Genomic DNA, 18,353 nt, shown 5'->3' on the forward strand with positions numbered 1-18,353 from the left:
TGTATATACATTTGAGGTCGCTATGAACAAGGAACTGTTGAACTGCGAGCGGGTCTGGCTCAACGTGACACCCGCCACCCTGAATGATGAGCTGGCCGACTACGGCCTGCTGCCGCTCCACGCCATCGGCGTGAAGGATGGCAAGATCCATGCGCTGGTGCCGATGGCCGAGTTGAAAGGGCCGTATCCCGCTCACTGGCAGGATATGCGGGGCAAGCTGGTCACCCCCGGCCTTATCGATTGCCATACACACCTCATCTTCGCCGGCAGCCGTGCCGAAGAGTTCGAGCTGCGTCAGCAGGGTGTGCCCTATGCCGAGATCGCCCGTCGGGGCGGCGGCATCATCAGCACGGTGCGTGCCACCCGTGCCACCAGCGAAGAGCAATTGTTCGAGCTGGCGCTGCCGAGGGTGAAATCCCTGATCCGCGAAGGGGTCACCACGGTGGAGATCAAGTCCGGCTATGGCCTGACGCTGGATGACGAACTCAAGATGCTGCGGGTGGCCCGCCGACTGGGAGAGGCGCTGCCGATCCGGGTCAAGACCACTTTGCTGGCGGCCCATGCGGTGCCGCCGGAGTATCGCGACGATCCCGACTGCTGGGTCGAGACCATCTGTCAGGAGATCATCCCGGCCGCCGTCGAGGCGGGGCTGGCCGATGCGGTGGATGTCTTCTGCGAGCATATCGGTTTCTCGCTGGCCCAGACCGAGCAGGTCTATCTGGCGGCGGATCAATACGGCCTGCCGGTGAAGGGGCATATGGATCAGCTCTCCAATCTCGGTGGCAGCACCCTCGCTGCCAACTTTGGCGCCCTCTCGGTGGATCATCTGGAGTATCTGGATCCGGAAGGGATCCTGGCGCTGGCCCACCGTGGCGTGGTCGCCACCCTGCTGCCCACCGCCTTCTACTTCCTCAAAGAGACCAAGCTGCCGCCGGTTGCCGCCCTGCGCAAGGCGGGGGTGGCGATGGCGGTCTCCTCCGATATCAACCCAGGTACCGCCCCCATTGTCTCGCTGCGGATGGCCATGAACATGGCCTGCACCCTGTTTGGACTGACCCCATTGGAGGCCATGGTCGGGGTGACCCGTCACGCCGCCAAAGCGCTCGGTGAGCAGGATCGCCTTGGCCAGCTCAGGGTGGGGATGGCGGCCGATTTCCTGATCTGGCACTGCGCCCATCCGGCTGAGTTGAGCTACATAGTCGGCGTCGATCAGCTGGCAGGCCGCATCTTCAACGGCGAGGAGACCCTCCATGGATAAGTTCAACCCGGTCGATATGTCGCTCTGGCAGGGACGACAGGATCCGGAAGATGGCGAACTGGCCCAGCGCTGGCACGACAAGGTGCTGCCCTGGACCGCCGGAGCACAAGACTCTGCCGGTGTAGTACTGCTCGGTTTTGCCTGCGATGAAGGGGTGCGCCGCAACAAGGGGCGTGTCGGCGCCGCCGGTGCGCCGCAAGCGGTGCGCAAGCTGCTGGCCAACACCGCTTGGCATCTGAGTCGCCCCGTCTACGATGGCGGGGATGTGAGCTGTACCGATGGCAATCTCGACGCTGCCCACGGCCGTCTGGCCGAGCAGGTCGCCGCTGCGCTCGATCTGGGCCACTTCCCGCTGGTGCTGGGGGGCGGTCACGAGGTGGCTTTCGGCAGCTGGAGCGGCCTCAACCTGCATCTGGCGGGTCAGGGGCGAGTCGGCATTATCAATTTTGACGCCCACTTCGACCTGCGCATGAAGCAGGAATTGGCAAGCTCCGGCACCCCCTTCTTCCAGATTGCCGAGCAGTGTGCCGCTCAGGGCACGCCGTTTCACTACGCCTGCCTCGGGGTAGCCGAGACCGCCAATACCCAAGCCCTGTTTGCCCGTGCCAAGGCGCTGGGTGTGTGGCATGTGCTGGACGAGGCGATGACCCAGACCGAGCTGCCAGCCTTGCTAAGCGGACTGGACGCCTTTATCGCCCATTGTGATCACCTCTATCTGACCATCGACCTTGATGTGCTGCCCGGAGCCGTGATGCCGGGAGTGAGCGCTCCCGCCGCCCGCGGCGTGGAGCTGGCGGTGATCGAACCGCTCATTGCCCATATCCGGGCCAGCGGCAAGCTCAGGCTCGCTGATCTGGCCGAGTACAACCCGACGCTGGATCAGGACAACCGCAGTGCCCGCGTGGCCGCGCGGCTGGTTCATCTGTTGACCCGTTAACCCTTTGGCCGCCCGTCGCCGAAGGCACCCTATTGATACAACAAGGAGTGTGTATGTCTGTGCAACAGCAGGATCCCCGTCATGATCCGAACCGCGTGATCCGTGCCCCGCGCGGCACCGAATTGACCGCCAAGAGCTGGCTCACCGAGGCGCCGCTGCGGATGCTGATGAACAACCTGGATCCCGAGGTGGCCGAGCATCCCCAGTCGCTGGTGGTCTATGGCGGGATTGGCCGCGCCGCCCGCAACTGGGCCTGCTTTGATAAGATCGTCGAGGTGCTGACCCGGCTCGAGGAGGATCAGACCCTGCTGGTGCAATCCGGCAAGCCGGTCGGGGTGTTCCAGACCCACAAGGATGCACCGCGGGTGCTGATCGCCAACTCCAATCTGGTGCCGCACTGGGCCAACTGGGAGCACTTCAATGAGCTCGATAAGAAGGGCCTGATGATGTACGGCCAGATGACCGCGGGTTCATGGATCTACATCGGCACTCAGGGGATCGTGCAGGGCACCTACGAGACCTTCTTCGCGGTGGCCAACCAGCACTTCAACGGCTCGCCTGCGGGCCGCTGGATCCTGACCGGCGGGCTCGGCGGCATGGGCGGTGCCCAGCCGCTGGCCGCCACCATGGCTGGCTTCTCGATGATCGCCGTCGAGTGCGACGAGACCCGCATCGATTTTCGTCTGCGCACTCGTTATGTGGACAAGAAGGCTCACACTCTGGATGAGGCGCTGGCCATGGTCGAGGAGGCCAAGCAGAGCGGCAGCGCCGTCTCCGTCGGCCTGCTCGGCAACGCCGCCGACGTCTTCGCTGAGCTGGTGGCCCGGGGTATCACCCCGGATGTGGTGACCGACCAGACCTCTGCCCACGACCCGCTCCACGGCTACCTGCCGCAGGGCTGGAGCGTGGCCAAGTGGCGCGAGCTGCAGCAGAGTGCCCCGCAGGAGGTGAATCTGGCCGCTCGTCGCTCCATGGCCCGTCAGGTGGAGGCGATGCTGACCCTGCAAGAGCGCGGCGCGGCGACTCTGGATTACGGCAACAACATCCGCCAGATGGCGTTGGAGGAGGGGGTGGCGAACGCCTTCGATTTCCCCGGCTTCGTCCCCGCCTACATTCGCCCGCTGTTCTGCGAGGGGATTGGGCCGTTCCGCTGGGTGGCCCTCTCTGGCGATCCGGAAGATATCTACAAGACAGATCAGAAGGTGAAAGAGCTGATCCCCGATGATCCTCACCTGCACAACTGGCTCGACATGGCCCGCGAGCGCATCGCGTTTCAGGGACTGCCGGCGCGGATCTGCTGGGTCGGGGTCAAGGATCGGGTACGGCTCGGTCTGGCCTTCAACGAGATGGTGAAAAACGGCGAGCTGAAAGCCCCCATCGTCATCGGTCGCGACCATCTGGATTCCGGCTCGGTGGCGAGCCCGAACCGCGAGACCGAGTCGATGATGGATGGCTCCGATGCCGTCTCCGACTGGCCGCTGCTCAACGCCCTGCTCAACACCGCCGGTGGCGCGACCTGGGTGTCGTTGCATCACGGCGGCGGGGTCGGCATGGGCTTCTCCCAGCACTCCGGCGTGGTGATCGTCTGTGACGGCTCCGATGACGCTGTCCGCCGCGTCGGTCGGGTGCTGCGCAACGATCCGGCCACCGGGGTGATGCGCCACGCGGATGCCGGCTACGAGATTGCCATCAACTGTGCCCATGAGGCGAAACTGGATCTGCCGATGATTGACGGCGCCAACGGTATCAAAGGAAAGGTGTAACACCATGTTTGAATTGACTATTACTCCGGGTGAGCTGGATCTTGCCACCCTGCGCCGCGTCAGCCGCGAGCCGGTACATGTTTCACTGGATCCGGCCGCGCTGCCGGGGATCCACGCCTCCGCCGCCGTGGTTACCAAGGTGATCGAACAGAACCGGGTGGTGTATGGCATCAACACCGGTTTTGGCCTGCTGGCCAACACCCGCATTCCGGTGGAGCAGCTGGACGAGCTGCAGCGCTCCATCGTGCTTTCCCATGCGGCAGGGATTGGCGAGTACATGGATGACGCTACCGTGCGGCTGATGATGGTGCTCAAGCTCAACTCGCTGGCGCGCGGCTTCTCCGGCATCCGGCTGACGGTGCTTGAGGCCTTGATGACCCTTATCAACGCCGAAGTCTATCCGGTAGTCCCGAAGAAGGGATCCGTCGGTGCCTCCGGCGATCTGGCGCCACTGGCCCATATGAGCTGCCTGCTGATCGGGGAGGGCAAGGCCCGCCACAAGGGCGAGCTGATCGACGCCGCTACTGCGCTGAAAATTGCCGGGCTCGAGCCTATCGCGCTGGCACCCAAAGAAGGATTGGCGCTGCTTAACGGCACCCAGGCCAGCACCGCCTTCGCGCTGGAAGGGCTGTTCCACGCCGAGGATCTGTTCGCCGGTGCCATCACCATAGGCGCCATGAACGTGGAGGCTGCCCTTGGCAGCCGCCGGCCGTTCGATGCACGCATCCACGTGGTGCGTGGTCAGCGTGGCCAGATCGACGCGGCCGCCTGCTATCGCCACCTGCTGGTGGATGGCAGCGAGATCGGCATGTCCCATCACAACTGCGAGAAGGTACAGGATCCCTACTCATTGCGCTGCCAGCCGCAAGTGATGGGCGCCTGCCTGACCCAGATCCGCCACGCTGCCGAGGTGCTGGTGTGTGAGGCCAACGCGGTCTCCGACAACCCGCTGGTGTTTGCCGAGGATGAAGACATCCTCTCCGGCGGCAACTTCCATGCTGAGCCGGTGGCTTTTGCGGCCGATAATCTGGCGCTGGCCATCGCCGAAATCGGCTCGATCTCCGAGCGGCGGATGGCACTGCTGATTGACTCGCGGATGTCCGGTCTGCCGGCGTTTCTGGTCAACAACGGTGGAGTGAATTCGGGCTTTATGATCGCTCAGGTCACCTCGGCGGCGCTGGCCTCCGAGAACAAGACCCTGGCCCATCCCGCCTCGGTGGATAGTCTGCCCACTTCCGCCAATCAGGAGGATCACGTCTCCATGGCGACCTTCGCTGGCCGCCGGCTGGCAGACATGGCGGAGAACACCCGCGGCATTCTGGCGGTCGAACTGCTGGCGGCGGCGCAAGGGCTCGATTTCCGCGCGCCGCTGCGCAGTACCGAGCTGATCGAGCTGGCCAAGGGACGACTGCGGGCAGAGGTGAGCTTCTACGACAAGGACAGGTACTTCGCGCCGGATATCGAAGCGGCCGCCGCCCTGCTGGGCCGTGCCAGCTACAACGACCTGATCCCGACCGGGGTGCTGCCCAGTCTGTAAGCCTTGGTCACCCTTCTCTCCCGGCGGGAGAAGGGTTGGGGATGAGGGGGACGCCGCTTCACAGGCGCCGGTGACAGCCGGGAGCAGATAACAAAAGACCGCCCAATCGGGCGGTCTTTGCGTTTCTGACGTTGGTTGAACGCGGTTATTCGTGTTCGAACATCAGGAACAGATAGACCACGAACAACACCAGATGGGTCGCACCATGGAGCACATTGGTGCGGCCGCTGCTGAAGGTTACTTTACAGACCATCAAGGTCGTGACCAGCAGCACCATATCGGCGGGGGAGAGGCCGAGGCGTACCTCCTGATCCAGCATGGAGCCGATAAAGAGCACGGCAGGCACGGTGAGGGCGATGGTGGCCAGCACAGAGCCGAAGTAGAGGTTCATTGCCCGCTGCAGCTGGTTGTTGAAGGCGGCCTTGATGGCGCCGACTGCTTCGGGGGCCAGCACGATGCAGGCCACGATAAATCCGCCCAGTGCGGCGGGCGCGTCCATCACATGCACCCCGTAGTTGATGGGGATGGCGAGGGTCTTGGCCAGCAGGATCACCACCAGCAGGTAGGCGAGCAGCAGGATGGTGTGATAGACGTTGCTCTGCAGCGGGCCGTGGTGCTCCTCGTAATCCTCGTGATCGCTGTCGACGAAGAAGTGGCTGTGGCTGCGGGTCTGGATGAGCAGAAAGACCCCGTAGAGCAGGATCGAGATGATGATCAGCATCCACGACATGGCGCGCGACATACTGCCGATTGCACCGCCCTCGGTGAAGTTGGGCAGCACCAGACAGAGCAGGGCCAGCGGGATGATGGCCACCAGATAGGATTTGACCCCGTCCAGATTGAAGCTCTGGGTGTGGTAGCGCCAGCCGCCAAACAGCAGGGTGAAGCCCACCAGACCGGTACTCACCAGCATCACTACCGCAAACATGGTATCGCGGGCCATGGTGGGGTTGGGCTCGCCGGTCAGCATCACCGAGGAGATCATCACCACCTCCAGCGAGATGACCGAGAGGGTGAGGATCAGGGTGCCGAAGGGCTCGCCCAGCTTGATGGCGAGGGCATCGGAGTGGCGCACCACCGAGAAGATGGCCCAGGTGACGATGGCCAGTAGTGCCGCCGAAACCGGAAGATAGATCCCGAGCGGAGTTGTCTCTGTCAGCAGGTCACTGCCCAGGGTCTTGAAAAAGAGCAGGGTCAGCAGGCCAACGGGCAGGGCAATCTCTTGCCGGATAACTGTCTTCATAGGCAATGGTTCTCTATTGGGGGTCTTGACGACCGGATGACATAAACAGGCTGCACGGTTATCGGTTGCGCAATAACCGGCTCCTTATGATAAAGGTTGTTATCCCTGTCAGGGCAGATCATTTTGTTGCTGAATGTAAATAATGGGTGGCAGGAGGCGGTTCGATTTCACCATGGAGCCGGACCCGGGGCTGCAGGGGGATTTACTCGCCTGATGGCCTGGCTGGGTTACGGCGCTACCGCCAGCATCAACCTGATGATGTCGAGCCGCTGGCCAAACCGTTTCACGGCCAAATCCTGCCATCTCTGCGTTAGCTGGCCTTCTGGTGTTGCAGCTGCCACTCCCGTTGCCAGTGGGTCAGTATCTTCAGCGGCATGGGTTTGCCGAAGAAGTAGCCCTGGATCAGATAGACGCCGTGCTGGCTCAGATAGTCGACCTGCAACTGGCTCTCGACCCCTTCGGCGATCATCTCCATGCCCGATTCCCGACCGAAGACGATGATGGCATCCAGCACGCTGCGCTTGAGGTCGTTGGTGCCTATGGTATCGACGAACATCTTGTCGATCTTGATCTGGCGGATCCCCAGGCTCTGCAGGTAGGCAAAGCCGCCGTAGCCGGTACCAAAATCATCCAGCTTGAAGTGATACCCCATCTGTTGCAGCAGGGTGATCTCCTCGGTGGCCGCCTTGATGTCGAGGATCGGCTTGCGCTCCGTCAGCTCGAAGGTGAGCCGGGTGGGTGAGGGGTTTTGGCTGTGAGCGAGCAAAGTGCGCAGCAGGGGCTGCTCGATATGGGCCGCCACCAGATTGACGCTGACCCACTGCTCCGGTGCCAGCTGCGGCAGGTCAGTGATCACCTGCTCCAGCAACTGTTCGGTCATCGGCAGGATCAGTCCCTGCTCCTCTGCATATTCGATAAAGGTGCCCGGGGGGATCAGCTCGTTTCCCCGCTGCCAACGCAGCAGCGCCTCGAATCCCACCACTTGGTGGGTACGGGCATCCACTATCGGCTGGTACAGGGGAATAAATTCCCTGCGTATCAATCCTGTTTGCAGCAGTCCCTTGAGGGAGCGCCGATAGCTGCGCAGCAGCCAGTATGTGACGCTTAACAGGGCGCCGAGCGCGATACCGAACCAGAGACCGTAGTGATTGAGTTGGTCATGGGCATATTGCTCCAGCGCTTTACCCGCCCAGACCGTCTGTTTGGTGAGTTCATTGGGATCGAAGAAACTCAGGCTGATATTGCTCTCTTCCTGTTTGATCTCCTTGTCACCACGGGGAAAGTGGACTGTGCTTGCATCGGTATCCTGTCGGCTGAACTCCAGATAGAAGCAATGGCTGCAGGGGTGTTGCAGCAGGTCGTGGCTCCAGCTGTTATCCAGCACCCAGTAGGCGAGGTTGTCACCGGATCGGTAAAAGGCCATCAGCTCCTGCTCGGTATTGTATTTGGCCACAGTGGCGGTGATCCCCAGCTTGCCAAACTTCTGCCCGCTGTTCTGGAGCTCTTTGATCAGCGGGATCTCCACCCCCAGGCTGGAGCAGCTGTTGCCGGAAGCGAGCTCCAACCCTTGCAGGCGGATATGAGCGCTGTAGAAGCGCGGATCGCGCAGCAGCTCCATGTCTTTGGCGCCGCAGTTGAACTCAAATTGTGCCAGTTGTTTGTTGATGGCGGCATCCAGCTCCCGGTGACGTACGGCCATGGCTCCCTTGAGCTCGGCAACCTTCTCTTCCAGCAGATGAAAGGCCATCGGCTTGGCAAACCACAGGCCGAGAAACTGGCTGCCCACGACAGGCAGGACGAACAGCAACAGAGCGATCCAGACGGGTGATTTACGCAAAGGAAGTACCTGCCAGTTTCATGAGACACAAATGGACTTAGCCATCATAGAGCATTAGTGCAATCAATTTGAGTCCGACTTGTCACACTTGTTGATTGATTTTTTAACTGCATGATTTTAAATGTGTTTATTATTAACTTTGGCTAGATTCAATCGCTGACCTGTCATAAATGACAATTGCTCAGCTTATCCGAACTGCATTAGAGTATGCCCTGCGGTTTGACTCACCGTGTGTTCAATACTCCTGTATCTGTTTTTTGTCAGTAGCACAGAGTGTTAGTTTTGATATGAGTGTTCCTTTTGGTCCCCTTTGAGGGACCATTTTTCTGTCTGTCATCCCGCCCCTTTCCCGCGTCTGCAGCCCGTCATCCTTGGTATTCTCCCTCTGCTTTGGGTTATGCTTGCCCGCTTAAATTGCAGAAGCGGGATCTTCATCCATAGCTGTGGCCCGATCGCCGCTGCTACCATGAGGCGACACGGATGATGCTGGGCATACGGAAAGGCGCATGAAACTCACTACACAGCTTGTCTCATTTATCACCCTCTGCGTGATCGCAGCCATGGCGACCGTGCTGATTGGCGGGGTGTTCAGCTTTCGCGAGCTGGGCATGGAGTTGCAGCAAAAGAAGGTGGATGCGCTGGTCGAAGTGATCGACAAGCAGCTCGATGTTGCTCACGACATGGAAGATATGAGCCACTGGCTGCCTACCCTGCTGCGGGCGGCCCATGTGGTAGAGCTGGAGGTGCGCCAGAATAACCAGCGGGTCTACTGGTTCCGCGATGTGCGCAATCCGGTCGACGAGCAGCTGCTGGTGCCATACAGCCACCCGCTGCCCCATCAGGCCGGCATGCAGGCCAACTTCAAACTGGAGCGCCCCTTCAAGGAGGCGGAATACTCCATCAAGGCGATGTCCGGCATCTCGCTGGGTATCTTTATCGTGGTGTTCGGTCTCTGGTACTCCATCCGCTGGCTGCGTCAGCAGCTGCGCGGGGCCGAGCTGCTGGGCATTCGCGCCCAGCTGATCCTCGATGACAAACTCTCCAAACTGAGTCATGACCCCGCCGAAGAGTGGCCGGTGGCCGCCAGTCAGGCCCTCGATCATCTGCTCGCCGAGCTGGCGGATGCCCGCAAGGAGCGCAGCCGCTTCGACAATTTCATTCGCAGCAACGCCTTCGTCGACAAGATGACCGGCATCGGCAACCGGCTGTTTTTCGACAACCGGCTGGAGAGCGCCATCATGGAGGCGAGCGTGATGAGCGGCGGCGTGCTGCTGATCGATCTCGCCTGTCTGGAGGAGCTGGAGGCCGATCAGTTCGAGTTGCTGGGGCACGATTTGATGATGGAGGCGAGCGCCACCATAGGTGCCTTCGTGCGCAAACACAACGGTGCCCTGCAGGCCCGCTATGCCGGTCAGGTCTTTGCGGTGCTGCTGCCCAATATGTCCGAGAGCGAGATGGTGGATAGCGCCAGCCAGCTGCTCAAGAGCCTGCAACGGCTGCACTGGCCGCAGGAGGTCAATCCGGAGACTGCGGTCTATCTCGGCGCCGTCTGTTATCAGGCACAAGACAGCCTGCTCAAGGTGCAGGAGGAGGCGGAGCTGGCCCTCAAGAGCGCCCGGCTACAGGGGTACAACGGCTGGTTCCTCTACGAGAAGCAGCTGGATGAGGAGCAGAGCAGCAAGGGGACGGTACGCTGGCGCACCCTGATCAGCCGCCGTCTCGAAGAGCACGGCATCGAATTTTATACCCAGCCGATCCAGCAGGATCGGGGGCAGGTGGTGCTGCAGCAGGAGTTGCTCACCTATCTGCACGATGAGCAGGGGCGTGCCCTGCAGGCGGGGATCTTCATGCCGATGGCGGAGAAGGTGGGCTTGTTGCTGCAACTGGATCGGCTGGTGGCGGAGCAGACTCTCACTCTGCTGCGCCAGCGCTCCGAGCAGAGCTGCCCCATCAGCCTGACCCTCAGTGCCCAGAGCCTGCTCAACCGCGAGTTCCAGCGCTGGCTCTTCTTCGCCCTGTTCCAGCTGCCGCGCAGCACCAACGAGCGGTTGATCCTGCAACTCTCCGAATCCCAGGTGACCCGTCACTTCGAGGCGCTCAAGCGGCCACTGCGCTCCTTGCGGATGCTGGGTTGCCAGCTGGCCATCGATCATGCCGGTCAGGATGTGGTGAGCACCCAGTACATCAAGGAGTTCGAGATCAATTTCCTCAAGCTGCACCCCAGCCTGGTGCGGGAGATCCATGCCCGTCAGGTCAACCAGATGGCGGTGCGCAGTCTGGTAGGCGGTTGTGCCAATACTCGCACCCGGGTGCTGGCAGTTGGGGTGGAGAGTGGCGATGAGTGGAAGATGCTGCGCCACCTCGGGGTGCATGCCGGGCAGGGGCCCTGGTTTGCCGAGCCCCAGCGTCTGGTGCTGGAACCGGCTGGTGATTGAGATAAACAACAGAGGGTCGCCTTGGGGCGACCCTCTGTTGTTTATGGTTGCCGTCAGGCGGGGGTCACAGTCGCCCCTGCTCACGCAGCCCGGCGAGCCCCTGCATGCCGCCGGTGTGGATAAAGACGATTTTGCTGCCGGTGGCGATGCGGCCCGCCGCCAGTTCGCGAAACAGACCCCACATTGCCTTGCCGCTATAGATGGGTTCAAGGGGCAGATCGGTCGTGGCGCTGAAATCCTGCACCCACTGCCAGAGGGCCGGGCTGAACTTGGCATAGCCACCATCGTGGTGATCGAGCGCGATGCGCCAGCCGGGGATATTGGCAGCCGCGGGATGGAGGCGACACACCTCGTCAGCGATAAAGCCGCCTCCTTTCAGTACCGCAATGGCGAGGATCTGCTCCCGATCCCGTTTGCCGGCGATCAGGCCCGCCAGAGTGCCGCCGCTGGCGCAGGGCAGTACCCAGAGATCCGGCGAGAACGGCACTTCGCCGACCAGTTCCGCCACCCCGGGGATGGCCAGCGGGCTGCTACCCCCTTCCGGCACGATCAGTGTATCGGGGGCATCGAATTGGGCCAGCCAGTCGGGATCCTGCCGTCGCCGGTAACTCTGGCGGTCGACAAAAACGAGATCCATGCCCCAGCGCTGGGCATCCCGCAGGGTAGAGTTACTGACGGCGTCATATTCGCCCCGTATGATACCGGTAGTACGAAGACCAGATTGGGACCCCGCTGCCGCCAGCGCGTGGATATGATTGGAGTAGGCGCCGCCAAACGAGAGCAGATGCCGTTTGCCGTGCTCTTTGGCATGCAGCAGGTGGTACTTGAGCTTGCGCCACTTGTTGCCGGAGATGGCCGGATGGATCAGATCATCACGCTTGCACCACAGCTCGACACCATAGCGGGTCAGCAACGGATGGTGGAGGCGTTGCAGGGGGGAAGGGAGGATGGCTTGACCCTCTGACTCGGCGGAAAGGCTGGCTTGCAATGGTGAGTCCGTCTTTTAATCTGGAGGCTAATCTGCTGTTTATGTTAATATTTCATACATTTAATCACTATTGATGGGCGGGCTTACATGAAACAACTGTTCAGACGGTCGACGCCAAGCCGCCAGGTCGGGCTCTTGCTGGCCAATGACAGGATCATGCTGGCTGCGGTGGGTAATCCCCCCGTCTTCGCGACGCGCACCATCAACGGCCCACAGGAGTGGGCAGTGGCCATGAACGAGCTGTTCAGCCGTCATGGGCTGGCCAAGTCTACGGTGCGGGTGGCCCTCGCCGCCAGCCTTTATCAACAGATCCAGATCGACAAGCCTGCCGTGCCTGACGCCGAGATGGCGGGGGCGCTCCCCTGGGCCATCAAGGACTATGTCAGCGAACCCGTGCTGCAACTGGCGATGGATTATGTGGACTTGCCCACCCCGCCTGCCGGTCGCCCGCGCATCAATGTGATCTGCCTGCCCAAGAGCCGGGTGCAACAGCTGGCCGATGCCATCAACGGCATCGCGACCCTGCAATCCATCATCAGCGACGAATTGGCGCTGACCTCTCTCTATGACGCTGACGAGACGGTGCGCATGCTGCTGTGGCAGCCCAAGGGGCAGGATCTGCAACTGCTGGTCTTCCATCAGGGCGGGCTCTGCTTCTCTCGCCAGCTGCGCGGTTTCACCAGCCTGACTGGCGAACATGAACCGGACAGCATGCTGCTCGATTCATTGGCGCTGGAGATCCAGCGCTCCCTCGACTATCTGGCGGGCCAGCTGAAATTGCCCGAGCTGGGGCAGATGCAGTTTGCCGTCGCCTCGCCCTTTATCGGTACCCTGGTGCGCCACATGGAGCAGACCTTCGGCTTTGCCGTCTCCGCCATGGCCAACAAGGCGGTCCTGGCCGGCGTCGAATACCTCTCGGCCTACGCCGCCGCCATCGGGGAGGATGCGTGATGAAACGTCAGATAAACCTCTATGGCGCCGAGTTTCGCCCCAAGCGGCAGTGGGCCAGCCTCAATCAGATGGCGCTGGTATGGGGCTTTGCGCTGCTGCTGATCCTGTTGACGGGTGTCGGTTACAGCTGGCAGCAGCAGCAGGTCAGCCGGGCGCTGGCGCAGCGCTCTGCCGAGCTGGAACTCAAGCGCAGCGAGGCGCAGCGGCTCGATGCCGAGCTGGCGCGCCATCAGGCAGATCCCCGGCTGCAACAGCAACTGGTCAACAAGCAGGATGAGCTGACGGCCAAGCAGGGGCTGATGCGCCAGCTGGGCAGCCTGACCCTGCAAAAATCCCAGGGCTATGCCAGCGTGATGGCGGATCTCTCCCGCATACGCAGCAGCAACCTGTCGTTGCAGCGCATCGAGATCAACGAAGGGCGGATCAACCTCTCCGGCTTTGCTGGACGCAGTCAGGATGTACCGGCCTGGGTCAATCGCTTCAAGCAGACCCCGAGTCTGGTGGGCAAGGAGTTTGGTGAACTGACCCTTGGCCGTGACAAGGAGGGTCGCCTGACCTTCCAGTTGAGCGGCATTGCGCGGGAGAAACCCTGATGAACCTGAAAGCACAATGGCAGGCATGGGGCCAGCGTATCGCCGTGTTGAGCCAGCGGGAGCGGGTGTTGATCCTGCTGACTGGTCTGGTGCTGCTGGGCGCGGCCGGACTCTACGGCTGGCTCGATGGGGCCGATACTCGCCTGCAGCAGGATCGCATGGCCCTGAGCGCCGCCGAGCGGGACCTCGAGATCATGGAGCTGGAAAACCTCGGCAAACAGGCCCGGCTCAAGCGGGATCCCAATCAGGGGGTTCGCGACCAGCTGGCACAGGTCGAGGCGGATCTGGCCCGGATCGACGATGAGCTGAAGGCCCAGACCGTCGATCTGATCCCGGCGCACGAGATGCCGCTGGTGCTGGAGGCGCTGCTCTCCCGCTCCGCCAACCTTCACATGCTGGCCCTCAGTTCGCTGGAGCCGACCCCGCTGATGGCGGGAGAGCAGAAGGTCAATCTCTACAAGCATGGTATCCGGCTTCAGCTTGAAGGCGGCTATTTCGATGTGTATCAATATCTTAAAGCGCTGGAAGCCTTGCCGCGCCACTTTTACTGGAAGCAGTTCGACTATCAGGTCAAAGCCTATCCCGGCGCGGTGGTGGAGATGGAGATCTACACCCTGAGTACCAGCAAGGAGTTTATCCGTGGCTAGAGTGTTTGCGTTGTGCTGTTGCCTGTTCAGCTTGCTGGCACAGGCGGAGCAGGTCGAGGTATTGCAGGATCCCACCGCGCCGCTGGCTGATGTGGCGGTTGGCGCCCGTGCGACCGGCGAGAGCAGCGCCGGTTTGCCGAAGCTGCAGAGTGTGGTGCTGGGCAATGGCCCGGCACTGGCGGTACTCAATGGCAAGAGTTATCGGGTCGGACAACAGGTGGACGGCTATACGCTGGTGGCCATCAATGCCGATGCCGTGGTGCTGGAAAAGGCGGGAAAACGCCATGCGGTAACACTGTTTGCCAGCAAGATCCGGGTTTGAGTCGTGCTTGCCTCTCGAGAGGTGAATCGGCTTTATCGAGTTTAATTGCAAGTCAGGGTGCCCTAATTACATGAAAAAACACCGTCTCTGTCTGATCACCGTGGCCATGATGGCTGCAGGCTGTACCACGTATCAGCACCCCGAGCCGACCCAGGCGAAGGATGCTCTCAAACAGGCCATGAACGAACAGCAGAAACAGGCTGCCCCTCTGACCGCGTTGCCCAAATCGGTGCAAAGTGAATTGCTGCAGTTGAACCGGCCGCAGATGCCGGTCGGCATGCCGGAGAAGCGGCTGCGTATCGCGGCTCACGATGTGGAGGCGGTGGAGTTTTTCGGTTCCCTGTTCAAGGGCTCCCGCTACAGCGTGGCGGTTCACCCCGGGGTGGCCGGGCTGGTCTCCGTCGAGCTCAAGGATGTGACTCTGCCAGAGGTGCTGGCTGTGGTGGGCGACATGTACGGCTTCGACGTGCAGCGCAAGGGCAATGTCTTCCATATCTATCCGGCGGGTCTGCGTACCGAAACCATCCCGGTCAACTACCTGATGATGTCCCGTCGTGGTCTCTCCCGTACCTCGGTCAGCACCGGCGGGGTGACGGCCAATGACAGCAATAACAGCAGCGACAGCAGTTTTGACAGTGCATCGAACAACAACAGCGGCAGCAACAGCTCAACCAGCAACAACTCGAGCGGTGACAACAACAACGGCACCCGTATCGAAACCGACACCAACAGCGACTACTGGACTGATCTGCGCGACTCCCTGCAGACCCTGATTGGCACGGGTGACGGTCGCGCCGTGATCACCAGCCCGCAGGCGGGTCTGGTCACCATTCGCGCCTACCCGAAAGAGCTCAAGGCGGTGCGTGAATTCCTGACCCAGTCCGAGAGTCACCTCAAGCGGCAGGTGGTGCTGGAGGCGCGGATCATCGAAGTTTCTCTCAATGAAGGGTATGAGCAGGGGGTGGACTGGAGCGGTCTCTCTGCCAGCTGGGATGGCAACAAGGGGATTACCGGTGGCAAGTCGTTGGCCAATACCCAGTTGCCTTCCACCCCCAACCAGATCTTTACTGCGCTCGGGGGGGGGGCTGGCTTTACCATCTCTGATGGCAACTTCAATGTAGCGGTTAACCTGCTCAAGACCCAGGGTGATGTGAATACCCTCTCCAGTCCCCGTGTCACCGCGACCAACAACCAGAAGGCGGTGATCAAGGTGGGGACGGACGAGTATTACGTCACCAATGCGTCCACCACCATTACCACTACCTCGACGGGCACAGACAAGACGCCTAACGTGGAGCTGACCCCCTTCTTCTCCGGTATTGCGCTGGACGTAACGCCGCAGATCGATGAAGAGGGCAAGGTGCTGCTGCACATCCATCCTTCGGTTATCGATACCGAAGAGCAAAACAAGGTGATCGACATGGGTACCTCGGGTGGCAAGTTGCAACTGCCGCTCGCCAAGAGCTCGATCCGCGAGTCGGATACCGTGGTGCAGGCCAATAACGGTGACATCATCGTTATCGGCGGCCTGATGAAGACCGACAAGCAGGAGATCGTCAGCAAGGTGCCGCTGCTGGGGGATATTCCCTGGGTGGGGGAAGCCTTTACCAACCGCCGCGAGAGCACCAAGAAGGTGGAGCTGGTGATCATGCTCAAACCGACCGTGGTGGAGAAAGATACCTGGCAAAACGAGCTGCAACGATCCTCCGAGCTGCTCGACAAGTGGTATCCGGCCAAGGGCTGACCCATGACACCAGATGCGGTCACCCTTATCCCGAACGGCCTGTGCTGCCTTACCAGCACAGGCTGCTTGCTTGCCGTGGCAGGTGAGGTCTCATGTACCTGACCCACTTCGGCCTGCAGGAGGCACCGTTCAGCCTCACTCCCAATACCGGCTTCTACTACGGCCTGCCTCCTCACGAAGAGGCGCTGCAGGTGCTCAACTGGGCGCTGGCGCAGGGGGAGGGCTTTATCAAGGTGACCGGTGAGGTGGGTACCGGCAAAACACTGCTCTGCCGCAAGTTGCTCAGCGAGCTGGGTTCGGAAGCGCGTCCGGTGCGGCTTGCCTGGTTGCCCAATCCCCACCTCACTCCGGCCGAACTGCGCATCGCGCTGGCGCTGGAGCTGGGGTTGGCGGTACGGGATCAGAGCGAGCTGGATCTGACCGATCGTATCCATCGTCACCTGATCAGCCTGCACCAGCAGGGCAGTCGGGTGGTGGTGCTGATCGACGAGGCGCAAGCGCTGCCGGACGAGACCCTGGAGGCGATCCGCCTGTTCGGCAATCTCGAGACCGAATCGAGCAAGCTGCTGCAGATCGTGCTGTTCGGCCAGCCGGAGCTGGATACCAGACTGGCCAAGCCGCATCTGCGCCAACTGCGCCAGCGGATTGGCTTCTCCTACTGCCTGCGGCCGCTGCGTTTTGACGAGACTCGCGCCTATCTGGAGCACAGATTGCAGGTCTCCGGTTACCGCGGGGCACCGCTGTTTGCAGGTCGCGCCATGCGCCTGTTGTGGCGCGCATCGCGAGGGATCCCGAGACTGATCAATATCCTGGCGCAGAAGTGCCTGATGCTGGCCTATGGTCAGGGTGTGCGTCAGATCGACAGTTGTCTGGTCCGGCTTGCCATTCGCGATACCGACGATGCCAGCCGCTTTGCGCCACGGCGCTGGTGGCCCCTGTTACTGTTGCTGGGGTGCGCCCTAGCTTATGGAGTCTGGCCATGAGCGTCATTAACCAGATGCTGAAAGATCTGGATCAGCGTCAGCAAGGATCCGATGGAGCTGCCGTCTATATTGCCCCTGCGCGTCAGCAGGGATGGTGGATGTTGCTGCTGACCCTGATCTGCGGTCTGGCACTGGGGATCCTCGGTTGGCGAACCTGGATCTACTGGCAGCAGACCCATACCGTGACGGCTGCCAGTGAAGTGCTAGCTCCCGATGCGGTGACTCCCGATGTGGTGGCAAGGGCCGCCGCGCCCGTCAGCCAGCCCGAGTCGGTCGAGGTGGCGGCCGCGCTGCCGTTGCCAAGTCAGGATGAGGTGAATGATGAGGCAGGCGAGAGTGACTCGGATAGCATGGCCGACGGTGCGCCCTTTGATGCCTCCAGCGATGTTGACGAGACGGAGCTGACCGATGAAGAGTTGCAGCCCGAGCTTTACGCCGAACTGGCTGCAGAGCAGCAGGCAGTCGCCAGCGCGCCGCGCAAGCCGAGCGTATTGAAGATCGAGACGGTCGAGCTGTCGGCCAAGGAGCTGGCGGCACTGGCGGAGCGCAAGGCGACCACCGCCATGGCCAAGGGAAGCCTGCGGGATGCGCAGGACAACTACTATCAGGTGCTGGCCCACGATCCCTACAACCAGGGGGCGCGCGAGCAGCTGGCGGGGCTGCTCTACGGCGAGGGCCGCCTGACCGAGGCGCGTCAGCTGCTGGAAGAGGGGATCCGGCTCGATCCCCAGCAGGCCGATTTTCGTCTGCTGCTGGCCCGCCTTGCCATCAGCGAGGGGCAGCAGCAGCAGGCGCTTGGCTGGTTGTCCGGTTATCAGCCGGATCTCGCCAGCAACATGGACTACTACGCCACCTGGGCCGGGCTGACTCAGGAGCTGGGCCAGAATGCCGATGCGGCGGCGCTCTATGTGAAGCTGCTGCGTCAGCAGCCGGATCAGGGCCGCTGGTGGCTTGGCCTCGGCGTGGCCGAGGATGGTCAGGGCCACAGCCAGCGGGCGCTCGATGCCTATCGCAACGCCTTGCTGCACGGCAACCTCGGCGAGGCGTCGACCAACTGGCTGGAACAACGAATTGGTCAACTAACCCCTTGATAAACATCAGGTTCGATTAGCTAA

At 61.6% G+C, this 18,353-nt stretch carries 15 protein-coding genes; 12 read left to right on the plus strand and 3 right to left on the minus strand.

Annotation, left to right across the window (positions count from 1 at the left end):
• Positions 1–22: 22 nt before the first annotated feature.
• The 4 genes from hutI to hutH are packed head-to-tail and all read left to right on the plus strand — an operon-like array spanning position 23 to position 5,495.
• Positions 23–1,258 (plus strand): imidazolonepropionase, encoded by a 1,236-nt coding sequence (gene hutI, locus AACT07_RS14290; protein ID WP_069528428.1) that lies wholly within the window; start codon positions 23–25, stop codon positions 1,256–1,258.
• Complete coding sequence (gene hutG / locus AACT07_RS14295; protein WP_069528430.1) at positions 1,251–2,195, plus strand: formimidoylglutamase; 945 nt, start codon at positions 1,251–1,253, stop codon at positions 2,193–2,195. Before hutI ends, hutG begins: the two co-directional genes overlap by 8 nt.
• Positions 2,196–2,248: 53 nt before the next feature.
• The gene (hutU, locus tag AACT07_RS14300; RefSeq protein WP_069528434.1) at positions 2,249–3,958 is read left to right on the plus strand and encodes a urocanate hydratase; all 1,710 of its coding nucleotides are present in this window, start codon (positions 2,249–2,251) and stop codon (positions 3,956–3,958) included.
• Between the two features lie 4 nt (positions 3,959–3,962).
• Positions 3,963–5,495, plus strand: coding sequence for a histidine ammonia-lyase (gene hutH / locus AACT07_RS14305; RefSeq protein ID WP_069528436.1), 1,533 nt, complete (start codon positions 3,963–3,965; stop codon positions 5,493–5,495).
• A 145-nt stretch (positions 5,496–5,640) separates the two neighbouring features.
• On the opposite strand, the gene AACT07_RS14310 is transcribed toward hutH, so the two are convergent.
• Together AACT07_RS14310 and AACT07_RS14315 are read right to left on the minus strand one after the other, a co-directional pair.
• Entirely contained in the window at positions 5,641–6,738 is a 1,098-nt protein-coding gene (locus AACT07_RS14310) for a calcium:proton antiporter (RefSeq protein ID WP_005340008.1), read from the minus strand.
• 310 nt (positions 6,739–7,048) lie between these two features.
• Positions 7,049–8,575 carry an EAL domain-containing protein gene (locus AACT07_RS14315; RefSeq protein ID WP_069528438.1) on the minus strand — a complete coding sequence of 509 codons (1,527 nt, stop codon included), beginning with the start codon at positions 8,573–8,575 and terminating at the stop codon, positions 7,049–7,051.
• A gap of 506 nt (positions 8,576–9,081) precedes the next feature.
• On the opposite strand from AACT07_RS14315, the gene AACT07_RS14320 reads away from it, so the two are divergent.
• A complete protein-coding gene (locus tag AACT07_RS14320; RefSeq protein WP_069528440.1) occupies positions 9,082–11,010 on the plus strand; it encodes an EAL domain-containing protein in 1,929 nt (642 codons plus the stop codon).
• A 64-nt stretch (positions 11,011–11,074) separates the two neighbouring features.
• Here AACT07_RS14320 and AACT07_RS14325 read toward each other — a convergent pair whose 3' ends face one another.
• Positions 11,075–11,998, minus strand: a complete 924-nt coding sequence (locus tag AACT07_RS14325; RefSeq protein ID WP_069528442.1) for a 1-aminocyclopropane-1-carboxylate deaminase/D-cysteine desulfhydrase — start codon at positions 11,996–11,998, stop codon at positions 11,075–11,077.
• 87 nt (positions 11,999–12,085) lie between these two features.
• Between AACT07_RS14325 and AACT07_RS14330 the strand changes: the two genes are divergently transcribed.
• From AACT07_RS14330 to AACT07_RS14360, 7 genes are all read left to right on the plus strand, one after another.
• Entirely contained in the window at positions 12,086–12,949 is an 864-nt protein-coding gene (locus AACT07_RS14330; protein ID WP_005340015.1) for a hypothetical protein, read from the plus strand.
• On the plus strand, positions 12,949–13,542 hold the full coding sequence (locus tag AACT07_RS14335) for a PilN domain-containing protein (RefSeq protein WP_069528443.1): 594 nt from the start codon (positions 12,949–12,951) through the stop codon (positions 13,540–13,542). The genes AACT07_RS14330 and AACT07_RS14335 overlap by 1 nt, the downstream gene beginning before the upstream one ends.
• Positions 13,542–14,189, plus strand: a complete 648-nt coding sequence (locus tag AACT07_RS14340; protein WP_005340017.1) for a hypothetical protein — start codon at positions 13,542–13,544, stop codon at positions 14,187–14,189. Before AACT07_RS14335 ends, AACT07_RS14340 begins: the two co-directional genes overlap by 1 nt.
• Complete coding sequence (locus tag AACT07_RS14345; RefSeq protein ID WP_019446481.1) at positions 14,182–14,511, plus strand: SctD/MshK family protein; 330 nt, start codon at positions 14,182–14,184, stop codon at positions 14,509–14,511. Before AACT07_RS14340 ends, AACT07_RS14345 begins: the two co-directional genes overlap by 8 nt.
• Positions 14,512–14,581: 70 nt before the next feature.
• Positions 14,582–16,255, plus strand: coding sequence for a pilus (MSHA type) biogenesis protein MshL (gene mshL, locus AACT07_RS14350; protein ID WP_069528444.1), 1,674 nt, complete (start codon positions 14,582–14,584; stop codon positions 16,253–16,255).
• Positions 16,256–16,347: 92 nt separating this feature from the next.
• The gene (gene mshM / locus AACT07_RS14355; protein WP_069528445.1) at positions 16,348–17,238 is read left to right on the plus strand and encodes an MSHA fimbrial biogenesis protein MshM; all 891 of its coding nucleotides are present in this window, start codon (positions 16,348–16,350) and stop codon (positions 17,236–17,238) included.
• Positions 17,235–18,329 (plus strand): tetratricopeptide repeat protein, encoded by a 1,095-nt coding sequence (locus tag AACT07_RS14360; protein WP_069528446.1) that lies wholly within the window; start codon positions 17,235–17,237, stop codon positions 18,327–18,329. The genes mshM and AACT07_RS14360 overlap by 4 nt, the downstream gene beginning before the upstream one ends.
• Positions 18,330–18,353 lie beyond the last annotated feature (24 nt).

This window comes from Aeromonas sp. ANP5 (genome assembly GCF_963870295.1).
GTDB lineage: Bacteria > Pseudomonadota > Gammaproteobacteria > Enterobacterales > Aeromonadaceae > Aeromonas > Aeromonas veronii.

What these genes read in the sequence shown, in the direction of transcription:
- hutI (WP_069528428.1), top strand. Translation starts at nt 23, where the DNA reads ATGAACAAGGAACTGTTGAACTGCGAGCGGGTCTGGCTCAACGTGACA.
- hutG (WP_069528430.1), top strand. Translation starts at nt 1,251, where the DNA reads ATGGATAAGTTCAACCCGGTCGATATGTCGCTCTGGCAGGGACGACAG.
- hutU (WP_069528434.1), top strand. Translation starts at nt 2,249, where the DNA reads ATGTCTGTGCAACAGCAGGATCCCCGTCATGATCCGAACCGCGTGATC.
- hutH (WP_069528436.1), top strand. Translation starts at nt 3,963, where the DNA reads ATGTTTGAATTGACTATTACTCCGGGTGAGCTGGATCTTGCCACCCTG.
- AACT07_RS14310 (WP_005340008.1), bottom strand. Translation starts at nt 6,738, where the DNA reads ATGAAGACAGTTATCCGGCAAGAGATTGCCCTGCCCGTTGGCCTGCTG.
- AACT07_RS14320 (WP_069528440.1), top strand. Translation starts at nt 9,082, where the DNA reads ATGAAACTCACTACACAGCTTGTCTCATTTATCACCCTCTGCGTGATC.
- AACT07_RS14330 (WP_005340015.1), top strand. Translation starts at nt 12,086, where the DNA reads ATGAAACAACTGTTCAGACGGTCGACGCCAAGCCGCCAGGTCGGGCTC.
- AACT07_RS14335 (WP_069528443.1), top strand. Translation starts at nt 12,949, where the DNA reads ATGAAACGTCAGATAAACCTCTATGGCGCCGAGTTTCGCCCCAAGCGG.
- AACT07_RS14340 (WP_005340017.1), top strand. Translation starts at nt 13,542, where the DNA reads ATGAACCTGAAAGCACAATGGCAGGCATGGGGCCAGCGTATCGCCGTG.
- mshL (WP_069528444.1), top strand. Translation starts at nt 14,582, where the DNA reads ATGAAAAAACACCGTCTCTGTCTGATCACCGTGGCCATGATGGCTGCA.
- mshM (WP_069528445.1), top strand. Translation starts at nt 16,348, where the DNA reads ATGTACCTGACCCACTTCGGCCTGCAGGAGGCACCGTTCAGCCTCACT.
- AACT07_RS14360 (WP_069528446.1), top strand. Translation starts at nt 17,235, where the DNA reads ATGAGCGTCATTAACCAGATGCTGAAAGATCTGGATCAGCGTCAGCAA.